The 22937-nt window shown below is 36.2% G+C and carries 18 protein-coding genes and 1 tRNA gene; 5 read left to right on the top strand and 14 right to left on the bottom strand.

The genetic code is table 11. The annotated features are described in order from the left end of the window. Positions 1–76: 76 nt before the first annotated feature. Together U8526_RS07795 and rbsK are read right to left on the bottom strand one after the other, a co-directional pair. Positions 77–277 carry a cold-shock protein gene (locus U8526_RS07795; RefSeq protein ID WP_010020786.1) on the bottom strand — a complete coding sequence of 67 codons (201 nt, stop codon included), beginning with the start codon at positions 275–277 and terminating at the stop codon, positions 77–79. 187 nt (positions 278–464) lie between these two features. Continuing rightward, positions 465–1373 (bottom strand): ribokinase, encoded by a 909-nt coding sequence (gene rbsK / locus U8526_RS07800; protein ID WP_334341393.1) that lies wholly within the window; start codon positions 1371–1373, stop codon positions 465–467. A 147-nt stretch (positions 1374–1520) separates the two neighbouring features. On the opposite strand from rbsK, the gene U8526_RS07805 reads away from it, so the two are divergent. After that, positions 1521–2921 carry a hypothetical protein gene (locus tag U8526_RS07805; protein WP_334341394.1) on the top strand — a complete coding sequence of 467 codons (1401 nt, stop codon included), beginning with the start codon at positions 1521–1523 and terminating at the stop codon, positions 2919–2921. A gap of 70 nt (positions 2922–2991) precedes the next feature. Here the strand turns inward: U8526_RS07805 and U8526_RS07810 are convergent, their stop codons facing one another. From U8526_RS07810 to U8526_RS07825, 4 genes are all read right to left on the bottom strand, one after another. Further along, the gene (locus U8526_RS07810) at positions 2992–5961 is read right to left on the bottom strand and encodes an SLAP domain-containing protein (protein WP_334341395.1); all 2970 of its coding nucleotides are present in this window, start codon (positions 5959–5961) and stop codon (positions 2992–2994) included. 634 nt (positions 5962–6595) lie between these two features. Then, entirely contained in the window at positions 6596–7108 is a 513-nt protein-coding gene (locus U8526_RS07815) for an SLAP domain-containing protein (RefSeq protein WP_334341396.1), read from the bottom strand. Positions 7109–7439: 331 nt separating this feature from the next. Further along, positions 7440–7943 (bottom strand): SLAP domain-containing protein, encoded by a 504-nt coding sequence (locus U8526_RS07820; protein ID WP_334341397.1) that lies wholly within the window; start codon positions 7941–7943, stop codon positions 7440–7442. Positions 7944–8068: 125 nt separating this feature from the next. Continuing rightward, positions 8069–8920: a helix-turn-helix domain-containing protein gene (locus U8526_RS07825; protein ID WP_334341398.1), complete on the bottom strand. Its 852-nt coding sequence runs from the start codon at positions 8918–8920 to the stop codon at positions 8069–8071. 288 nt (positions 8921–9208) lie between these two features. Between U8526_RS07825 and U8526_RS07830 the strand changes: the two genes are divergently transcribed. The 3 genes from U8526_RS07830 to U8526_RS07840 all read left to right on the top strand — a co-directional run bounded on the left by U8526_RS07830 (position 9209) and on the right by U8526_RS07840 (position 13394). After that, entirely contained in the window at positions 9209–10201 is a 993-nt protein-coding gene (locus tag U8526_RS07830) for a tRNA-dihydrouridine synthase family protein (RefSeq protein ID WP_334341399.1), read from the top strand. Between the two features lie 112 nt (positions 10202–10313). Then, a tRNA-Leu gene (locus U8526_RS07835) sits at positions 10314–10399 on the top strand. 244 nt (positions 10400–10643) lie between these two features. Further along, a complete protein-coding gene (locus U8526_RS07840) occupies positions 10644–13394 on the top strand; it encodes a cation-translocating P-type ATPase (RefSeq protein ID WP_334341540.1) in 2751 nt (916 codons plus the stop codon). Between the two features lie 674 nt (positions 13395–14068). On the opposite strand, the gene U8526_RS07845 is transcribed toward U8526_RS07840, so the two are convergent. The 8 genes from U8526_RS07845 to U8526_RS07880 all read right to left on the bottom strand — a co-directional run bounded on the left by U8526_RS07845 (position 14069) and on the right by U8526_RS07880 (position 22131). After that, positions 14069–14527: a SprT family protein gene (locus U8526_RS07845; RefSeq protein WP_334341400.1), complete on the bottom strand. Its 459-nt coding sequence runs from the start codon at positions 14525–14527 to the stop codon at positions 14069–14071. A 1-nt stretch (position 14528) separates the two neighbouring features. After that, positions 14529–14963: a hypothetical protein gene (locus tag U8526_RS07850; protein ID WP_334341401.1), complete on the bottom strand. Its 435-nt coding sequence runs from the start codon at positions 14961–14963 to the stop codon at positions 14529–14531. Between the two features lie 5 nt (positions 14964–14968). Next, positions 14969–15949 (bottom strand): glycosyltransferase family 2 protein, encoded by a 981-nt coding sequence (locus tag U8526_RS07855; RefSeq protein WP_334341402.1) that lies wholly within the window; start codon positions 15947–15949, stop codon positions 14969–14971. Continuing rightward, the gene (locus U8526_RS07860) at positions 15942–17399 is read right to left on the bottom strand and encodes a hypothetical protein (protein WP_334341403.1); all 1458 of its coding nucleotides are present in this window, start codon (positions 17397–17399) and stop codon (positions 15942–15944) included. The genes U8526_RS07855 and U8526_RS07860 overlap by 8 nt, the downstream gene beginning before the upstream one ends. Next, positions 17371–18591 carry an aminotransferase class I/II-fold pyridoxal phosphate-dependent enzyme gene (locus U8526_RS07865; protein ID WP_334341404.1) on the bottom strand — a complete coding sequence of 407 codons (1221 nt, stop codon included), beginning with the start codon at positions 18589–18591 and terminating at the stop codon, positions 17371–17373. The genes U8526_RS07860 and U8526_RS07865 overlap by 29 nt, the downstream gene beginning before the upstream one ends. 129 nt (positions 18592–18720) lie before the next feature. Then, the gene (nadE, locus tag U8526_RS07870) at positions 18721–19536 is read right to left on the bottom strand and encodes an ammonia-dependent NAD(+) synthetase (protein WP_334341405.1); all 816 of its coding nucleotides are present in this window, start codon (positions 19534–19536) and stop codon (positions 18721–18723) included. A 3-nt stretch (positions 19537–19539) separates the two neighbouring features. Beyond that, complete coding sequence (locus U8526_RS07875; protein WP_442886220.1) at positions 19540–21012, bottom strand: nicotinate phosphoribosyltransferase; 1473 nt, start codon at positions 21010–21012, stop codon at positions 19540–19542. A gap of 42 nt (positions 21013–21054) precedes the next feature. Beyond that, positions 21055–22131, bottom strand: a complete 1077-nt coding sequence (locus U8526_RS07880; RefSeq protein WP_334341406.1) for a glycosyltransferase — start codon at positions 22129–22131, stop codon at positions 21055–21057. Between the two features lie 58 nt (positions 22132–22189). Here U8526_RS07880 and U8526_RS07885 point away from each other — a divergent pair, with 58 nt between their 5' ends. After that, entirely contained in the window at positions 22190–22915 is a 726-nt protein-coding gene (locus tag U8526_RS07885; RefSeq protein WP_334341407.1) for a WecB/TagA/CpsF family glycosyltransferase, read from the top strand. Positions 22916–22937: the final 22 nt, after the last annotated feature.

The raw sequence follows: 22937 nt of genomic DNA on the forward strand, positions 1-22937 counted from the left end.
GATTTCAAATTTGGGCAAAAAAAAAGCTAACCCCTGTTGGGTTAGCTTAAAAGTTCAAAGTTTATTAAAGTTATAATTAGTCCTTAACAACGTTTGAAGCTTGTGGTCCGCGATCGCTATCTTCGATATCGAATGTTACGGCTTGACCTTCTTCAAGTGTCTTGTAACCGTCACCTTGGATGGCTGAGAAGTGTACAAATACGTCACTACCATCTTCGCGTGTAATAAAACCATAGCCTTTTTCTGCGTTAAACCATTTAACTGTTCCGTGTTCCATCAGACTATTCCTCCTGATAAATAATATATTAGTTGTGCATTATTTCGTGGTACATTATGGAAGAAAGTCTAAAGTACGAAACATTCAAACCATCCGAACCATTCACCATTCAAAAATACAACTATTATAGTAACATGATTAACAACTTATTACAATCAAGTATGTATAAAGTTTCCCCTATAAACGTCTAAATTTTTACATCATCAACGTAAGGAATGGAATTCTGCGCACCCTTTACTTGAACCGCTATCGACGAAGCCTTGCTGGCAAACTTCATTGCTTCAACCATATTATCTAAGTCAGAATCTAACTTAGCGGCTAAATATCCAATGAATGTATCACCTGCTGCAGTAGTGTCGACCGCGGAAACTTTGTAAGCGTCCACAAAAGATTCTTTACCATCAGTGTAATAAAGCGATCCCCTGCTACCAATAGTTATTATAACACGCTTTACGCCCATTTTATTCAATTTAGCTGCAGAATTTATAATTGATTTTTTATCGACAACTTTTATGCCAGTTATAGCCTCAGCTTCAGTTTCATTTGGAACAATAATATCGGTAAGCGTTAACAATTTTTGAGGAATATCGGTCTTAGCTGGAGCCGGATTTAAGATTGTTATGACGCCGTTTTGCTTAGCAATTTCGAATGCTCTAACAGTTGCCTCAAGAGGTGTTTCAAATTCTGAAACAAGACAATCTGCATTGGCAATCGAGTCACGCGCACTTTCCACATCGTCTACCGTAATTGTCTGATTGGCACCGCCGTAAATTAAAATACTGTTTTGACCATCTTTATCTAATAAAATATAGGCCTTACCTGTACCAGCTTTAGAATCAACCGTAATATGATCCATATTTAGTCCATCTTTTTTAAAGGTCTCCAACATAAAGTCAGCTGCATGATCTTGCCCAACTTTAGCGATAAAAGTGGTTTCTGCACCGCCACGAACGGCCGCAATTGCTTGATTAGCACCTTTTCCACCACCGGCTGTGGATTGGTCTCCCATTGCCATAGTCTCTCCTGGTAAAGGTAAACGTGGAATGTTTAGAATCGTATCCACATTGATTGAACCGAGTACAACAATTTTCTTCATAAGTTTCATCCCTTCATAATTATAAATTTTGAGATATTAGTAAATTATATTACCAATATAAAGCGTTTTACTGCAAGTAGTGCCGCATATCCTTATCAATCCATGATAAAATATATTTTTAGTAAAAGAAACTTCAAAGGATATATTATGACAAGAACAGCTAAGCTCAGTTTTTACTTCATATTATTCATCATCTTCGGTCTGATCGGTCTTTGGATGCCACTGCTCGGCGATGACCTGCATTGGGGAACCTACTTTGGTAGCAATTATTTCCCACATGGAATCTTCACTTATTACGATGGTCGTTATCTAGGCGATCTTCTCGTTATTGCGATGACTAAGATCAAACCGGTTGCCTTCATGGCCTATGGAATTTTTCCTACGACAATTGTTTACCTGATTCAAAAAATCCGTGAACAAATCGTACCGCAAAAAAATATCGGTTTAGTTTCATCAGCTTTAGCCGCTGCACTTATTCTTTTAAGTCCAGTTATGATTTTCAAACAAATCTTAGGTTGGCATGCTGGGTTCGCTAACTATCTGCCTTCTGCAATTTTCCCACTATTTATGCTCTATCTAGTTTTGAAGAACTACGACAATAAAAATGTTCATTATTATCGAACAAGTATGTTTCTCATTTTTCTAGCTTCCGTAGCTACACAATTTTTTGCTGAACATATCACCCTATTGAACTGTTTTAACGTCGTTTTAGTTTGGATCTTCTTCAGAAAACACTTCGGTGAACAATTTAAGAAAGTCTTGAACCTTATTTTAGCTGGTAATATTCTCGGAGCTATTTTAATGTTCATCAATGGAGCCTATATCAAGATTCTTCTCGGATCTGATGCTTATCGTTCTGTAAGTAACGGCTCAAAGGATACGTTATTCAATTATTTGAAAATAACTTATACGCCTAAACACTTAATTGTCGTCGGCACATTAGTCTTACTATTTACGATCTTTATGATTTTCTACAGTCTAAGAATCAATAACACTAAACAAAAAATTGCTAACTTTGCTCTATTGTTATCAACTTATGTAGCAATTGCACCATTCATCATCGTTTCACCATTTGGTTCTAGATGTATGTTTGCTAGTTACGTTTTCCTAGTTACTATCTTTACTGTTAACCTCGATATTTTCTTCAACAATTATGAGAAAATTCTCTTACCAATTTTTGCTCTATTGACACTTTGTCTGGGCGTTCGTATGGATTACCTATCACACGATTATGGCAAAACCTTCAATATGCAAATTCAATACTCACAATATCAAAATACTATTACACGTGATGACCAATACTTCTTACGATATAGAAGCGACAAGTACATTTGGCTCACCGCTCCTATTCAAAATGACAATAATTTCTCTGAATTATATGTTAAGAATAAGGATCGTAATATGATTCCTATCAACTATTACGATTGGACCGATGCTGCACGTAAACTAAAGGGAAAGAAATTCAAGACCCATGACGATTACATGCGTGCATTTGATAAACAAATTCTAAAAAAAGTTAAATTGATTCAAGCTAAAGATAAGAATTAAAAAATATTTTTCAAATCAAAAAGGCATTCATATCAACCAACCGGTTAATGTGAATGTCTTTTTGCTATTCCTATACTCTTACAAATTCATCAGCTGCCACACGAACGTACTCATGACCGCCAATCGTTGTAGTTCTGTCATATCTCCATAAACTGCCGCTTGGTAGAAATACGTCCAACAATGCACCCTTACTGTCATAAAGCGGTGTATTCACAGCTACCGAGATGATATCTTTTGATAAAGTATATGGTTTCAAATCACTAAAGCTGACAAATTCGTCTTTTCCAACTCGATACATCATTTGACCACCGATATTCTCATAGCCATCAGTTTGCCAACTGCTATTTGCTGCTAAGCTTTCGGCAAGAGAATCGCCTTTTTCATTATAAAGACGTGCCTCTCCTGCTATATGAACAACTGATTTCTCTGCTGGTATAAAGACTCCTTCAGAACTAGTAGTACTTGATGCATAGTCCTTAATGTACTCATCGCTGCCAACACGATAATACTTAGTACCATTAATATAAACAATGCGATCTACTTTCCAGAGCGTTTCAGCGCCTAACATCTTCATGGTCATTTGACCGTCGCTAGTGTAAATATTGGTTAAGTAAACATTATGATAGGTGAAATCAGCCGGTTGATAAGTATTCACATCTTGTGCGTAAATCCATTGATTGCTGCCGACATGATACATTGGTATACCACCAATCACAGCTATACCATCAGTTCTCCAATCACTATTGCTTGATAAAATTTTGCCAACCCGTTGTCCTTTAGAATCATAAACTACGGCTGCATCCCTGACTGTCAATCTCAAGTCACTGACTGGTTTAAATGGTAAACTGCTGTCTACAGCTAAGAAGTTATTCGTTCCGACTTCATAATACTTGCTACCCTTAATTTCAACGATTCTATCGTATTTCCACGAAGTGTTGGGACCAAGGGTAGAACTGATTTTACTACCAGTTGAATCAACTAATGACGTATAAGCACCATCAAGGGTTTTAACGACACCAGTTTCAGCTACATATGGATTATAACTATCAGCCAAAACCCACTCATCAGGTCCAATTTGATAGTATAAATCACCATTTATATTAGCTGACTCCTTAATAGTAGTATCCGTCAAAACTACTTGTTTACCTGTAGGTGTACCAGTTGAGTCATAAGTATAAACTGGTTTAGCAGACACGGCCAAAACCGGCAAGTCAACATCGCTTCTTGTAATTGAAGCTGGTTTATTTGAAACTGCCGTTGAAGGGGTGGTTGTTGGTGTTGTAACAGGTGGTGTAACAACGGGATCTGCTTTGAATCTTAAATCAATAACTTGTGGATCTTGAGTGTAATTGCCCTTCAATGAATCCAAATCGCCGACAAATTTGTATCCAGCTAATTGAGCATCAGATGTTAAATCATATGCATCTCCAATTGTTGTCCCATTGGCCACCTTAGTTAAACGAGTGCCATTAGTAATGATTGGTGAGCCATCCTCATTCTCATAGTTAAGTGTGACATTGGGATGATCTTGCCAAAGAATTGGACGTGCCATTGTACCTGCATAAATAAATGTAACCGTACCGTAAGTTGTATGAATATAAGAATCAGATTTGGAATAATCATTCAAATATCCATAGGTTAAAAGATTGGACGAAGGATCAGCATTACTTAATTTATATTCGTCACCACTAATATGTTCAAGATTGTTTTCAGACAAGTCTGCGGCAGGAACAGAAGTCGAATAATCATATCCTGTAGATAAATCATTGCCATAGAGACCTTCAATATGCGTTGCCGTGAAACTAATTGGTTGCTTAACCACTGCATGAACCGGAGTAGGATCGTAAACATTATTGATAACATTTATGTATGAATTTTTAGTTTGATCAATTCCATTTAATGGAGAAAAGTCAGTAATTGAAGAATTACCTATATAGATGGCCGCACCCTTGTTAGCAAGTTCTACAATTGTTGGTGCCATCATTGCCAACTCTTTATTGTTAAGACCAGCATTGGCAGCTATATCTCCGTCCCCATGAAATCCTAATTCATCAACATTACTTATATTTAACTTAGGAATTTGACTGAGAGGAATTTCTTTATATAAGGGGTCACTATAATTACCGAATAAATCAAATGATTCGAATTTCAAACCATTCATAGGAGTCAAATCGGGATTAGATGTAGAATCCGATGAAACATTTACCGTCAAAGCTATTTCAGTCGAAGATGGTAAATAGGATAAATATTGCATACCGTCAAAACTGGTTACGTTCGTACTAGTTACAGACTTCGGCATATTTCCATAATAGAAGTCACCTACTAAGTTCAAAATATTGCCACTAAATCCTTTAATAGTAGCGACGGTCAGTGGATCAGTTGATTGCAAGCCAAATTCTTTCTTAACCATATAATTTAAGAACGGATCAGTGAAATTTACTACAGTATTGTCAGTCACGTTACTTGGCAATGCATAAGGACCTGTTGGAGCTGTGGTACTTGGAGTTGTTGGTTTTGTTTCCGGTGTGGTCGTTGGACCACCGGTTAAATTGATTGTCGTACTGGTGGTAATGCTGCTGCTTTTTACTGGAGATGTACTTGAAGTCGTAGTTGAACTAGGTGTAGTACTTGCAGTTGAACCCGAAGTCGTACTACTACCTGTTACCGTACTCGTTGTTGCAGCCGTCGTGCTCGGAGTAGCCACGGTACTTGTTGGTGTTGTACTTAATGTTGGACTAGCTGTCGAGGCTGTCGAAATAGTTGTGGTCTCCGGTGTCACAAGTGTGGCACTAACTGGTTTTACTCCCGAAGTCGTGGGCTTTGCTACAACCACTTGTGTTGTATTTGAAGCCGTTACACTAGTATCATTGGATTTTGTTGGATCCGTACTAGTTTTATCAGTCACTGAACTTGCCGGATCAGTCGTCGAAGGACTAACACTTGTTGTATCAGCCTTAGCATTTTGAGTAGACAGCGATGCTAAGATTGCTGCTGAAAATAATGAAGCACCTAAATAAATATATTTCTTATCCAATAGCATATTTTTATCACTCTTTTCTGTATTTCAGACAGATACTAAGTCATAGATTACTCATATACCACAGATATGAATCATTCAATATTTATATAAAATACCCTCTTAAGCCAGTCATACCAATTACTATAGAATTTTCAAAGTATCATAGACCATTCGTCTAAGATCAAAATGATAACAATTATTTTTATATTTCAAAAGTTTTCCAAGATGAGAATTGCATAATATTGCACATTATTAATTAATTTCTATCACTGTTTTCAAAAATCACTAATAAACATGTGCGAAATCAAAAATCCTCACTGGAATATACCAATTAAGTAGATTTAGAGGTATACTTGCAGTGAGGACTAGACCAATATTGTGTTTTATAATTTATTCAATCAAAAATATTGCATTTTATTTATAATCGATAATTTTATTCCACTTCTGGAAAAAGCTTTTTACAAAAAGTGAATCCAAACAAGATCGAAACGATAGTACACTATCTCTTGTAATAAGGAAACACCTCATATATCTAATAAAAGTTAATCGTACATATGGCAGTGTACATAATGATTGATATATAAAATAAAAAAAGATGTAAGTGGTCGGCATACCACAAACATCTTAAACTAATAATTCACACACACGTATTAAACTAATTAATGGAAGCTGTATATTGTTGTTCAGTAACATCAAACATGGCAACGTATTGATCTGTAGCAACTCTTAAAAATGGCATTCCTTGAGACGTATAAATTGCAGAGTCGGAGTACCACTTAGATCCGGATGCAAGTGATACGTCTGTTCTTTGTTTCAAATTATGATCATAAACTCGTACATAGTCCTTATCGTCAGATGATTGAACCTTAATAGTCATCTGGCGTTTTTTGTATGCAAAACCATCATTTGTACTCAAAAATTGATTAGGGGCAACTTGGAAATACTCATTACCGTTGATCTTTTGTAATTTATTTACTTTCCATGTACTGTCCTTTTGAACGGAAGTATCAGTTTTATTACCGTTTTGGTCGTAAAGAGCAGCTGTTTCTGTAACTTGTGCATAATTCCCCTTTGTTACTGAGTCGGCATTAACATCAGTAACTGCAGTTGCTGTGGCGACACTACTACCTAGTATTGCGCATACTAAAAATGCGATTGTTTTCTTCATAATATTTTCCTCACTATATCTAATAAAGTAATCTCCTAGCTATTTTTTGGCATAAAAATAGCGTACATAAGATTGATTCTTGTATATAAAATAAATCTATATTTAATTCACACGTTGCCTATTTCTTTTATTGGCATTTTATAGGCAACTTAATAGTACAAGGATTCCGCAGAATTTTCAACATATATTTACCTATAATGACATATACTTTTATCAATTTTTTTATATAAGCGATATTCCAGCCCAGTCTAACAACATTGCTAAAATATAAGATTTTTTCATAAAAAAAGGGATATTCCGTTAATAAAAATGGATATCCCTTTCTTAGAAACTATAATCTTTGTGTAAATTTTTGTTGAACAACGTACCACATTCCTACGTATTCATCCGTTGCCACCCGAACAAACGGCATTCCACCTGATGCGTAAATGATTCGATCAGAATACCAGGATGTTCCTGGTCCTAATGCAACTTCTGTACTCTCAACAAGCTTGCTGTTATAAACCGGTACATCCCCATCGTTACTTACAGTGATGATCTCCGGTCTATTGTGGTAGACATAACTATCATCGGAACTTAGGTACTCATCCGTAGCTACTTGATAAAAATCCTTCCCAGAAATTTTAATTGTATTACCAAGATACCAATCGCTGTTCTTCGGTTCATAAATGCCTAATTTGCGGCCTGATGAACTATAAAGTTCAGCTTTTTTTGCGTACACTTCAACATAACTGCCTTTAGTTACGGACTCAGCCTTGACACTTTGGACGGATAAAATTGAAAAAGTAAAGCTCATCAACGCAACCAGAAAGGCTACAATCACTTTTCTTCTCATAATTTATACTTCCTTAGTCTCCTTAGACCAAGCATAGTATAATTTGTTTAAACATTTTTTTACAAAAAATTCGTACACTTTTAATTTAAAAATTATCCGAAAAAAATAAGCCATTAAGACTATTCCTAATGGTTTATAACTGTCAGTAACTCTTCATTGTGATTAACTTTGGCCAAATAATAAGCAAGATTGAAATAATCTTCATACTTTTCTGACTTTTCATCAAACCCTTTACTGGCCACAGCCGCATCGTAATTCAATTCATCAAGAAAATAAGAAATATGTTTTTCTTGAGCATAATTCAATCCACAACGACTGAATTGATAGGCTTTCTTATAAAGTTCCATTTCATTATAAGATTTAGCCAAGGTCTTGCAGACAAAAAGTACTTCTAATTCATTGGCATTCTGAATATCAGTACTCTCTTTCAAAGCATCACTGATCATTTGAAAATAATATTGTGCCCGATCGACATGATTTTGACTCAAATAATCTAAACCTTTAAACAAATAAGCTAATAATGTATAAACATCATTATCCGCCGACTTCGTTAGTTGCAAAACTTTATCCAAGGTAAACAATGAACTGTCAGTCTTACCCTCGCGATAATCTATAACACCAGTAATCAACTCGTATTGTTTCATATCGTTATCATTCAGTTTTCCCTGTAAATTCGACAACTTAGTATCGATATCTGTTAATTCACCCATTAGAGCATCTTTTTCAATTTTATCTAAGATACTCTCACCCTTATCTGAATCCTTGTTAGCAAAATCACTGAACACATCATTCAATGACAAATTTAACTTGAGACAGATCTTAATTAAAATATTGACCGTCGGTGCTATATTGTGTTTTTCAATTTTACTAATAGTGTTTTGAGTGCAAATATCGTTGGCAAGCTCAATTTGCGTCAAATTCATTTCTCGTCTTTTATTATAAATAATAGATCCAAGAAACAAGAACAACACTCCCATCTATCTAATATTGATATTTAATCAATATTACTATAACACCTCAATAAAAAATATATTCATTTGTTAAAAAATATTGTATTAAGTTCTAAACAAATATTAATATATAATTCGATTAAAACCCAGAAAACGCAAGCGTTTCAACGCGCCTTTTGTAAAATTTTGTCGAATTAATTTTTTATTTACAATAATTGGTCTACGGGCTAAAATCATCTAGGTTTAGATATTAGCGTCAAAATTCAGAAACTAGTATCATAAGAGTATTGTGATTCAAATAAGGAGGAACCAACTGTGACAAAATCATTCTGGTCACAAATAGCAACTCAAGCTAAAGAGGAAAATCGTCCATTCTTTTCAATGGCACCAATGGAGGCCGTCAGCAACACTGTTTTTAGACAAGTAATTGTCCAGGCCGCTGCTCCAGACATTTTCTTCAGCGAGTTCGTCTACGCTAAAGGTATTACCGACCCTACCACCAAATTCCCCGTCGATGGACGTTTGTACATTGACCCACGAGAAAAAAGTTTTCCAGTTGTACAACTTTGGGGAGATGTTCCCGAAGATTTCGAGAATGGCACTCAAGTTTTAAAAAATAAAGGATTCAAAGCAATCGATATCAATACCGGTTGTCCGGATAAGACTGTCATTAAAAATCACGGTGGTACTTTTCTAATCCGTAATCCAGAAAAAATTGATAACATTGTGTCTGCCGCAAAAAATTCAGGACTAGCCGTTAGTATTAAAACACGTTTAGGTTACAGTAAATTGGAGGAATACAAAGAGTGGATTCCTCACCTACTTAATCAACATGTTGAACTCTTAACAGTTCACTTACGTACCAAAATGGAAATGAGTAAAGTTCCGGCACATTTTGAAGTTATTGATGACCTAATCAGATTACGTAATGAAATTTCGCCAGAAACACTTTTACAAATTAACGGTGACATTCCCGACTATCAAGCCGGAGTAAAACTAGCTCAAGAACACCCCGGGCTCGATGGAATTATGATTGGACGTGGCGTCTTTGCTAATCCATTTGCTTTTGAAAAAGAACCTCAAACTCATTCCCTAGATGAACTATTGAATCTACTTCGATTACAGTTAGATCTCTTCGATGATTTCTCACAACACTATGACGTACCACGTTTTCCATCATTAAAGAGATTCTTCAAAATCTATGCTCGACCAGAACTTGGGGCAACTGATCTACGTAATGATATGATGAATGCTAAATCAACTGATGAAGTTCGCCAAATCTTGGATGATTTTCAAAACAAGAAATAATAAGCAAGGTTCCAATCGAATTAAAAAAACACTGATTTAATCAACCACAAGAAAGTACTCATAATCATCTTGATAATTTTTTTGATTATATGTATAATATTCTCTGTTGCATGCGGGTATGGCGGAATTGGCAGACGCGCAAGACTAAGGATCTTGTGGAGGGTTTCCTCCGTGGAAGTTCGAATCTTCTTACCCGCACTACTAAAGTAGTTGGACGATTGTTCAGCTGCTTTTTTTGTGCCCTTTTTTTCATTGATTGAGTCACTTTTTAAAAAATTATTCACCTATAATCTAAGCGCCTAAATTGACATGACGTATATTTGCTTGCTATCATTAATTGTAGGCGAATAACATTCAAGCTATCCGACCTTGATAATTCGTTCTTAAGAGAAGAAATTATCAAGGTCTATTTTTTTGGAATAAATATGAAAGGACTGATTTTCTGAACAAATTCTATCAACTAACAACTTCAGATGTACTAGACAAGCTATTAGTCGATTCAACGCGTGGCCTTAATGATGAACAAGTCCAACAAAATCGTAAACTATATGGCGCAAATAAACTGGATGAGAAAAATGAAGACCCAGCTTGGAAAATTTTTCTCCAAGGTTTCAAAGAACCTATCGTAATTGTTTTATTGGGAGCCATCATCTTATCACTGATGAGTTCCCTATACGCTTTTAAAATCCAAAATAACGTTCAACACGGAAAAGAAGCCTTGTATGAGGCCAGTGCAATCTTTATTTTGGTAATTATCAACGCCTCGATCGTCTTTTTCCAAGAGATGAGTACTAAAAAAAGCTTGGATGCCTTAAGAGAAATGGATAATCGAACCAGTGTTGTCTTAAGAAATCACGAATGGCAAACAATTCCGACCTCAGAAATTGTAGTCGGCGACATCATCAAAGTAAAAATGGGTGATTTCGTTGAAGCCGACGTTCGCTGGATCAAAAGTTCCGAGCTACAAGTTATTGAATCCCATCTGACAGGAGAAGCCGACGCTATCTCCAAAGATACTGAAGCTATTGCGGATGAAATTCAATTAGCTGATCGAACCAACATGGGATATTCCGGATCAACTGTTTCTAACGGTCAAGGAGTCGGAATCGTCGTTGGCGTCGGCAGTAATACGGAATTAGGAAATATTGCTTCGATGATCCAAAACACTGATACAAAAGTTTCACCATTACAGATCACTATCAGAAAATTAACTGGTACGTTGATGAAGATTTCTGGTGCAATCGTTTTAATGACTTTTGTTATAGGAATTATTAAAGCTGGAGAATTAAGTATAGCATCGTTAACTTCAGTTTTATCAACGTCAATTTCTTTAGCAGTTGCTTCGATACCTGATGCGATGCCAATTGTTTTATCCATTGTTTTAACTATTGGGGCTACTAAAACAGCCATGAACAATGGACTTATCAAATCACTCGATAGCGTAGAAACTTTAGGAAGTACCTCCTACATTTGTTCCGACAAAACCGGTACTCTAACACAAAATCAAATGACCGTAACCAATTTTTATGACGGAAACGCAACTTATCAGGTTGAAGGATTGGGATATGAACCTAACGGCTCGATCAAAAATGACGTTGGGCAAAAAATTAATCGCAATTCTTTATTTTTAGCAGGTGCAGTTTTATGTAATGAAGCAAGTGTCAAAGAAGTTGATGGTGTATTCAAACCATTTGGTAATCCTACTGAAATTGCTTTGCACGTTTTAGGACAAAAAGCTGGTGTCACAAAAGAAACACTTGCTAGTCAAAATAAATTAGTGAGAACTTTACCGTTTACGAGTGATCGTAAAATGATGAGTGTCGTGGTCCAAACTGATACCGGTTATCGTTTATACACTAAAGGTGCACCGGATGTTTTATTACAAAACAGTCAAAACATTTTACAAAACGGTGAAATTATTCCTAGTTCTCAAAGTAAACAGTTTGAAGAAATCGTAGATAATTATGCTAAAAAGGCCCTTAGAACCTTAGCTGTAGCCTATCGTGACCTGACAAAACGAGAAGCTCAAACTAGCAGCGTGGAAGAATTAGAACATCAACTAACAATTGTTGGTGTAGCGGGAATCATCGACCCTCCACGTCCAGAGGTCAAACAATCTGTGCAAGCACTGAATGACGCTAAGGTTGAAGTAGTTATGATCACTGGAGACCACGCACAAACAGCACGAGCAATCGCTTATGATCTGGGAATTGTTAAATCAAAAAAAGCTCGTGTAATTGAGGGGTCAGAAATTGAAGACATGACTGACGATGACTTATTCAATGCCGTTATTGGTACTAATATCTACGCACGCGTTACTCCTGAACATAAGCAACGAATCATTAAACAGTTGCAACGCCACAAACAAGTCGTAGCAATGACTGGTGATGGAGTAAACGATGCTCCTGCTCTAAAAGCCGCCGATATCGGAATTGCCATGGGTATTACAGGAACTGAAGTTACCAAAGATTCCGCAGATTTGATTTTGCTAGATGATAAATTCACGACAATTGAAAAGTCTGTTCGTAGTGGCCGCATGATTTACGCTAATATTAAAAACTTTATGCGCCATGAATTAACCACTAATGTGGCGGAAGTATCTTCTCTATTATTTGGCCTATTCTTTACCCAAACAGTAGGTCAAGTACCTGCAGGCACAGCCACTCTGAGTGCCTTGATGGTATTATGGGTCAATATGATCAGTGACTCCCTACCTTCATTTGCTTTAGGTTATGATGTCGCTGAATCAGATATTATGAAAGAAAAACCGCGTGATATCAATGAATCAATTTTAGCAAATCACACTTGGTCCAGAGTTTTGATTCGTGGATCAATTATGGGAGCCATGGTTTATCTAGGTTTCGCCTGGGCTGCTCAAATGGGAGCAACTGCTCAACAAGCTCAGACAGTAGCCTTTTTAACATTAGTATTCGGTCAACTATGGCACGTTTTCGATGCACGTAGTTCCAAATCAATTTTCAGAAGAAATCCATTCGAGAATAAGCACCTCATCGTAGCTGTTTTATTTGCAGGAATCAGTTCTATCTTAGTGACTGCCATTCCATTCTTTAATATGGTGATGGGAACAGCACAATTGCCAGGAATAGTTTACTTAATGGTGATCTTTATTCCAGCGTTACCAACCTTTATTCTGTCTGGATTGAAGGAAATCTTCAAAATTAAAATATGGTAAAAGATAGTATTTAGGTTCCCGTCCTCCACAAAAACTGGGAATACCTTGGAACGCTGCAGGCACGTTTTGAAACTAATTATTTTACACTTCGTGCAAAATAATGGATTTCCAAAATCGGCCTTATTGTAATCGGCAAAGCCGATAACAATAATTTTGCAGCTGAAGGTATTCCCAGTTTTTGCTCCGGACTAAAGAGTATTTCTACTGTTTGGTTTGAGATAAATTATTTATCCTTCATTTTGTGAATTACCTTTGAATCAAAATAATAGCTCCTATGACCAGTACTCCATATTCGTTAGACAAGAAGTCTGATAATTATGGAGTACTTTTTGTTTAAATATCATTTCTGCTTATCCAAATTGGGAAAAATAAAAAGCATGCTCCCATTTGTATATGGAAACATGCCTTAATAATAAAAAATATTCAATCACTGTAACTCCAACTGGTAATAACTAGAACCCGAAATATAGTCGGCCGTAGAAAATCTGTGGGCCCTAAGTGGTGAAATTCTACTTAGCTTGCGTCAGCAAGGTTAGTAGAAGACCGGACTTGGAGATCCATGATTTTTCACTCTGTGAAAAATCATTAGCTTCAAGCCGTGTCCACCACGTTCCAGTGGCCCACAGATTTTCTACGGCCGACGGGCATTTTAAACTACCCTAATTGACATCTTTTTAAGCACTAACATCTCTCAAATACTCAAGTTTCCCATGACATTTGCCACAGACGAAACGTTTAGTATTAATTTTTCTAACTCGATAATACTCTGTTTGGCATTTGGTACATTGATATAGATGGTAATTTTTCTTTCTTCTTTGTCTTTGAATTGGAGAATATCTCGACCCACCAACCTGTTTCAAAAGAACTTTAAAATTACGATCTCGATGTTGAGCTGGAAAGCCATCGTTATACAAATGATAATGGCACAGCTCATGCTTGATAACGCCTACCAAAGCTTCTTCTCCAAATTGCTGATAAACTTTAGGGTTAATATCAATATTTCGATCTTTTAAATGGAAGCGACCACCGGTCGTTTTTAGACGATTATTAAAATATGCTTGGTGAACAAAAGGCTTCCCAAAATACTCTTGGGAAACCTTTTTTACCAACTCATTCAATTCTGAATCAGTCATATTAAGCTAAGTTCGTCAACTTTTGAATTAATTTTGAAAACTTGTCCATAGCATCATCTTGGGCTTTTTCTGATTCATCAAACTCATGACGATCGATATTCTTATCATCGCCAATACTATCAGTCATAGCAGCACAGGCTTCAACGTATTTTCTAAAAGCTGAAACTAAATTAATATGAGTTCCCATCAATCTTGCAGGAGCTTTACTTTTTTCCAAATTAGCTAGAGTTTCTTGATATCTCTTTGTTCCTTCAGCAAAATTCTTTTGAATCTTTGTATATTCAACATCGTCTAATTGATCAACTTTGCTACGATCCAAAGCGTCACGAATTTTTTCGAATTCTGGATTTAATTTATCTTGTTCTTCTTGAATTGTATTAACGGTATTATTGATCAAATTACCATATTGCATAGCTCTTTTTTGTGCGGCATTCATAATAGTTACCTCTTATTTTCTTCTTGCGTTTTTTCAGTATAAATATCTCTTTCGATGGTAAATCTTGGACGTTGTTTAACTTCACTGAAGATTTTGCCAACATATTCACCGATCACACTAATACTAATCAATTGTACACCACCAAGGGCCCAGATTGATATCATTAGTGACGACCAACCATTGACCACGTTGCCATTGATTTTTTGAACCAAACTATAAATCAACAACACGATACTGATCAAAACGATGAAAAATCCTAATCCCATGATCATTTTGATTGGCACGATTGAAAATGAAGTGATTCCATCCATGGCAAACTTGATCATTTTCTTCAATGGATACTTTGATTCCCCAGCAAATCTTTCCTTACGAGCATAGTAAACTTTAGCAGATTTGAATCCTACTAAAGGTACGATTCCACGCAAGAACAAGTTACGCTCACGATAACTTAGCAAAACTTTACAAGCACGTTGACTCATCAAACGATAATCGGCTGAATCAGGTACTATTTTGACACCTAAGAATCCCATGAAACGATAGAACATTTCAGCGGTTCCACGTTTAAAGGCCGTATCGGTATCACGATTGTTTCTTACTCCATAAACAACTTCTGCACCATTTAGATATTCGTCAACCATCTTAGGAATAGCATTAACATCATCTTGCAAATCAGCATCTATCGTTATAACGGCATCTGAATCATTAGAAGCAGTCGTTACACCAGCCAGTAATGCTCCTTGATGTCCAAAGTTACGGCTCAACTTAACTCCTGAAACGGAAGAATGTTCTTTTGAGAATTCAGAAATCAATTGCCAAGTCTTATCTTTACTACCATCATCGACAAACACAATCTTACTATCTTTAGAAATTTTATTATCAGTCACTAAGCCCTGAATAATGGCTGTCAATTCTTTAGTAGTTTCATGTAAAACTTCTTCTTCGTTATAACATGGAACAACAATGCTTAATTTAAATACATCAGACATCTAACTTCTTCTCCCGTCTTGATTTGATCCAATCAAAGCAACTATACAAACCAATTCCCGCCAAAACAGCGATTACTGGCAAGAATTCAAGTCGGTATCTACCTTGAACTTCAATTAATAATTGTACAACGGCGTAGGCCATTAGTGGTAATAAGATCAAGAAAACCTTGTTATCAATCTTTCGCTTAAATAGACTCAACGAACCAATCCAGGAAAAGATTATCAATATAACGCTACCCATGTACCCTAATAATTTTACTAAATTATCCATCCTTAATGAATGGATTTTACCAAATTCTGTAAAATCAATTGCCATTGAACGTCCGGCCCAAAGTGTACGATTCTTAGCCCAGAACAATCTTAGCCAGCCGTGAGTTGCATTTAGATTATTAATATTCTCACGAATAATCTTATGCTCTTTTTTACTCATTTTGGCACGGCTCTCTTGAAGATCAAATCGGTCAACCATCTTCTGATCATAGGAACCAGCAGAATAGGCATCCAAACCAACAACGAATTTCCACTCCGAATCACGGTTAGTTAGACCATAGGAATTCAAACCTGAACTCTTGATGGCTAAACTAGCCCCTGAAAAGATTACTTGATAAATAACCAAGGTCATTACAATCTTACCTAATCCTGACCAAGAAAACTTATTGTTAGCAATGAATACATACAATAATCCATAAACCACGATTCCAGCAATAATTACTGGTCCAATTGGTCTCACAATACTACCGACTGCCAAAGTTAATCCAGCTAAGGCATAGGTCCAATATTTATTTTGCATGATTAAGTAGAATGTCAACAGGAACAACAACATCCCAATATACTGGTTGTCAGATTGACTATTTAAAGCAAACCAATCCAAATCAATCATCAACAAGAAAACTGTCAAACGCGCTACTTTAACCTTGTTGAAGATCTGTAACGAAATCAAGTAAGCCAAATATAGGATCAAAACTTGATAAATAACATTCAATAATTGAATTGCAATAACATGTTGACCAAAAATTTTTACAACTGTCATTACGTAAACTAAGAAGCCAGTTTGATAGGCCCACTTAGCAAAATAATCGTTATCATAACTAAAAATCTTATCTCCCGCTAACGCTCTGGGAGCTGAGTTCCAAAATTCTCCGAAATCACTGATCTGCGTTTGTGGAACTACCTTTAACCAAATTATCGCTACCACGAAAAAAATAAATAACATGCTCAGTAAGATCAATCTATTCAAATTCTTATCATCATCACGAATTCGATAAAGTAGATACCCCACTCCAGCAACAAAAATAATTGCACAAAGAAAAACCAGTATGGCTAGTACTGGTTCCGGTTTTAAATAATTTAATGTAAAGAATCCACCCATCTGTACAAAAACTACGGTGGTAAATATTCCTACGCAAATAAGCACTAATTTGCTAATAATTCTCTGAAATTTGCTTAACATACTCTTCCTCTAAACTATCGCTTTTTTCCAGGTTTAGAAAATCCTCTAACTTGGATAGACATTGATCAATATCTTCCATGCTTGCGGCATAACTAAATCTCAAATGATGTTCTCCACCAATTCCGAAAAAGCTACCTGGTAAAATAGCTAGATGCTCTTTATCAAGCAAATCGTTCGCAAACTTCACATCGTCTTGCTCATATTGTTCAGGTATCTTAGCAAATAAGTAAAAGGCACCATTAGGTGTAGGACATTCCAAACCGAGTTTGTTTAATCCAGCTAATAATTTATCACGTCTTGCTTGATACTCTTCACGCATTGGAATAGGATCATCAAATCCATTCTTATAAGCTTCTAAGGCAGCAAATTGAGTAATTGAAGTAATCGAAGTCGTGGCCAACTCATGAATCTTATTGATTTGAGAGATAACCTCGGCTGGACCACAGACAACACCAAAACGCCAACCTGTCATGGCATGAGATTTAGATAAACCATTCAACAAAATTGTCTGTTCAGGAAGAATATTGCCAAATGAAATATGCTTAAAATTATAAGTCAATTCACTGTAAATTTCGTCACTTATTACGAAAATATTATGTTTTTTTATAACTTCAGCTAAAGCATTTAGCTCATCTTCGGTATAACTAACGCCTGTTGGATTACTTGGATAGTTAAACATAAAGATTTTAATACGTGGATTAGTTCTTAAAACTTCACTCAATACATCGGGAGTTACTTTAAAATTAGTCTCTGAAGTATCGATATAAACTGGTGACGCACCATTAAAGTTAGCGTCAGGTCCATAAATAGTAAAGGCTGGCGATGGGATCAAAACTTCATCCCCTGTTTGCAAAATCGCATTGAAGGCAGAAAAGACACCTTCAGTAACGCCTGTTGTGGCTACAATTTGGGTTTTAGGATCATAATTTAAACCATATTTTTCATGCAAATAGTCAGCTACCGCATTTAAAAGATCGTGGTTACCTTCAGGTACTGTGTAATGAGTTTCATCATCATTGATAGCCTTGATGGCAGCTTGTTTAATATGTTCTGGGGTATGGAAGTTAGGTTCACCAACAGTCATATTAATCGCACCCGGAATACTTTTGGCGCGCGCATTGAATTTAAAAATTTCCTGTTGCTTGATTGCAACAACGGATGGTTTCATAAGGGAAACTAAATTATTGTTCACTGTTAAACACCTCTTCGTAAAATATACAAATATTACAACTCAATTCTAACACACTGTTGCGTCCACATGAAAAGGCATTCAAAAAATCGAATGCCCTCAAATTTTAATTCATATTTTTTTATTATTCTATTAATCAAAGACGGTATATGGCAAGCGACGTTTGTGCGCTGTTTTCTTGTACCAATTTTCAATAATCTCGGCGCTCTTAGGATCGATATCTTTGCCCTCAAGATAATCATCGATTTCATCATAAGAAACTCCTAGAGCCTTCTCATCTGGTAAACTTGGTCTTTCTTCCTCAAGATCGGCCGTTGGTATCTTTTCGTAAAGGTTCTTTGGTGCATCAAGCTTCTCAAGTAGTGATTTACCCTGACGCTTGTTTAAACGGAATAGTGGTGTGACATCAGCGGCGCCATCACCATATTTAGTATAAAAGCCTGTGATATTTTCAGCCGCATGATCAGTTCCGACCACAACGCCTTTATTATCACCAGCAATAGCATATTGAGCAATCATTCTAGTTCTTGCTTTGACATTACCTTTATTAAAATCAGAAATGTGTAAGTCATTAGCTTCAACAGCTTTAACCATTGCGTCAACACTATCTTTGATATTAACTCGAACGACCTTGTCAGCTTGCATCCATTCAATTGCTTGCATAGCATCTGATTCATCAGCTTGTTCACCATAAGGTAAACGTACGGCGATAAATTGGTAACTGTCATCGCCTGTTTCCGTACGAAGCTCAGTCATTGCCATTTCTGACAATTTTCCAGCTAAGGTTGAATCCTGTCCTCCAGAAATACCTAAAACTAGTGTTTTTAAAAAACTACGTTCCTTTACATAATTCTTCAAGAAATCAACCGATCGTCTTATTTCTGTCTCTGGATCAATTTCTGGCTTTGTATGTTCAAATTCAATAATTTCTTTTTGCAATGGTCTCATTTTTTAGTCACCTAATCTAATATTGTTTACGTCATTACGGATTTTTTCGATATATTTCATCTTATGACTGTATAGTTTTGAAGATAAATCAACTGGATAAACTTGAGGATTCAAGATACGTTTGTATTCATCCCAAAGTGAATCCAAATTATCCATACAATACTTCTTGATCTCTTTGACATTTGGCAAGTCATAAACCAATTTACCATCAACGAAAATATCATGTAGTAAAGGTTTAGCTTGGAAATCCTCAACTGTCTTATTGATATAAGTGTATTGTGGATGGAACATATAAAGTGAACTGTGTTCTCTTGGATCTTCGTTCCAGAATGTTACATAGTCACCTTCTGATTTATCGTTCTTGCGATTGTTAGTAATACGCCAAACTTGTTTTTTACCAGGAGTAGAAATCTTTGCAGCATTACTTGATAATTTCAAAGTATCCATCATGTTGCCACGATTGTCTTCGATACTTACCAATTTGTATACTGCACCTAGAGCTGGTTGATCAAAAGCTGTAATAACTTTTGTACCAATTCCCCAAACGTCAATCTTAGCATCTTGCATCTTCAAGTTAAGAACGGTCTTCTCATCCAAATCGTTTGAAGCATAGATCTTAGCATTAGGGAAACCAGCTTCATCAAGTTGTTTTCTAACACGTTTAGAAATATAAGCCATGTCACCAGAATCAATTCTGACACCCAAGAAGTTGATCTTATCGCCCATTTCTTTTGCCACCTTGATAGCACTTGGTACACCACTCTTCAAGGTGTCATAGGTATCAACTAAGAAGACACAATTCTTATGTGTTGTGGCATAAGCCTTAAAAGCATCATATTCGTTACGGTATGTTTGAACTAATGCATGAGCATGAGTCCCTGAGATAGGAATACCAAACAACTTACCAGCTAAAACATTACTTGTAGCATCAAAACCGGCAATATAAGCTGCACGTGTTCCCCAAATTGCTGCATCAACTTCTTGTGCACGACGTGAGCCAAATTCCATGACAGGATCATCGCCACAGACAGTCTTGATACGAGCTGCTTTAGTAGCAATCAATGTCTGGAAATTGACCATATTTAAGATAGCTGTTTCGATCAATTGACATTGAGCCAATGGACCTTCTACTTGGAGAATAGGTTCTTCGTTGAAAACCAAGTCTCCTTCAAGTGCTGATCGAACTGTACAACTGAATTGCATGTCCTTTAACCAGCGCAAAAATTCTTCGTCATATTCCCCATATTCACGTAAGTATTCAATATCTGAATCAGAAAAGCTGAGGTTCTTCAAGTAATCTACGACATGTTCCAAACCTGCAAATACTGCAAATCCATTGTCGAAGGGCAAACTTCTGAAGTAAACTTCAAAAACGGCACGACGATTGTGCAAACCTTTCTTCCAGTATGTATACATCATATTTAATTCGTAATAATCAGTATGCAATGTTAAATCTTCATCTTGAAATTGAGTCATGATTACTCCCTTATTTATTTGATATCACGGTTTTATTTTACTCTAATTGGCATTCAAAGTCGCTTGATACCCATCATTTACTTTCTCTGCCAACTTTTCGATCGAGTAGTTATCTCTTACCTCTTGATACAAAGTCATCCCTTTTTGGCCCAAGTTGTCATCTTTCCAATAAGAATGTGCATCATTTAGAGCTTCAATCAATTCTTGTTCATTATCTGATTCGACTAACCAACCATTTTCATTATTGATTACTTTATCGGTAGCACCAACATTCGTGGCAATAACGGGCTTTCCATTAGCGGCAGACTCTAAGTAGACAGCGGGCATACTTTCCGATTTAGAAGTCAAAATTGAAACGTCGCAATCTTGATAGAAATCACTAGTATTTTCCTTAAAACCAACGAAATCAACTTTATCGGCAATTCCCAAATCGACAGTCAATTTCCTCAATTCTTCCATCAATGGACCATCACCCACCAAAGTCAAACGATAGTTAAATTTAACCTTGCTTAGAGCATTCAACAAAAGACGATGATTCTTAACTTCAACTAAACGAGCCACTTCCAAAATGTTAAACGTTGAATGACGATTGAATTTCGGATTAGCGTTAGTGAAGTCAACGGCGTTAAACACTTCAAAAGTCTTCTTAGGATCTATCTTCAATGATTCGAAGTATTCTTCCAGATCAGGATTTACGTAGAATAGCAAATCTGCACGTTTTAAGGCATGAAGATTTAATCTGAGCATAACTTGTCCTCTCATACCTGAAAAGTCGATACGGGGGTCAGAATGGACTGTAATCACCCATTTAGCATTAACTTTCTTCTGTATTAAGGAGAAAATATAGTTAGCACGTGGACCATGCGTATGCACGATATCAAAATCGTTATTATTGATATATTTTACTAGTGGTTTCAAAATTGAAAGGTCGAATCGTTGTTTCTGCGGCATGACAGCAACATTCAAACCGTTCTCACGTGCCATTTTAGAAACAGGTCCTTCTTGAAAAGTCAATAAAGCACTTTCCTCACCGATATTCTTTTGGCCTTTCATTAAACTAACAATATAAGTACGAGCTCCGCCGTCTTCATTACCGGCATTGATATGTAAAATACGCATTTTGACACCTCTCAAATTAATCTTTCTCGTGTATAATAATACATTAAAGGAGAATGCTATGCACAAAAATAGAGTAGATATTTTAGGTACTGAATTTGATAATTTTACCGAAAAACAATTTCATAAATATTTAGACTACGATTTAGATACTAAAGCAAACAAATTTATCGTAACAGCTAATCCCGAAATTGTCCTTTCAGCTAGAAAAGACAGCAAATTTTTAAAAGTTATTAACAACGCTGACTATGTAGTTCCTGATGGAATCGGCATTATCAAGGGAGCTAAAAGCCTAGGTACTCCTTTGCACGAACGTATCACTGGTTTTGACACACTAAAATATTTAATTGAAACAGCAGACCGCAAACAATTGAAAGTTTATCTATTGGGAGCTAAGCCCGAAGTAATCAAGGCTACTGCTGACAAAATTACTAAAGATTATCCTCAAGTAGATTTAGTCGGTTATCACGATGGTTATTTCAAAGATGATGCTCCAATCATTGATGAAATTGCTGAAAAGAAACCAAATGTTATCCTAGTAGCTCTAGGATTTCCTAAACAAGAATACTTCATTGAAAAATATCGTCAAACAGCTGATGCCATCTGGATCGGTGTCGGTGGCAGTTTTGATGTTTTCTCGGGAACTAAGAAACGTGCTCCTAAAGTATTCCAAAAACTTGGATTAGAGTGGTTCTATCGTTTAATTACTGAACCAACAAGATTCGTAAGAATGCTGGCTATTCCTAAGTATATGAGATTAATCAGACAAGAAAAAAATCGTAAATAAAAACAGGTTGTCAATTGACAGC

Source organism: Companilactobacillus sp. HBUAS56275 (genome assembly GCF_036913655.1).
Classification (GTDB): domain Bacteria; phylum Bacillota; class Bacilli; order Lactobacillales; family Lactobacillaceae; genus Companilactobacillus; species Companilactobacillus pullicola.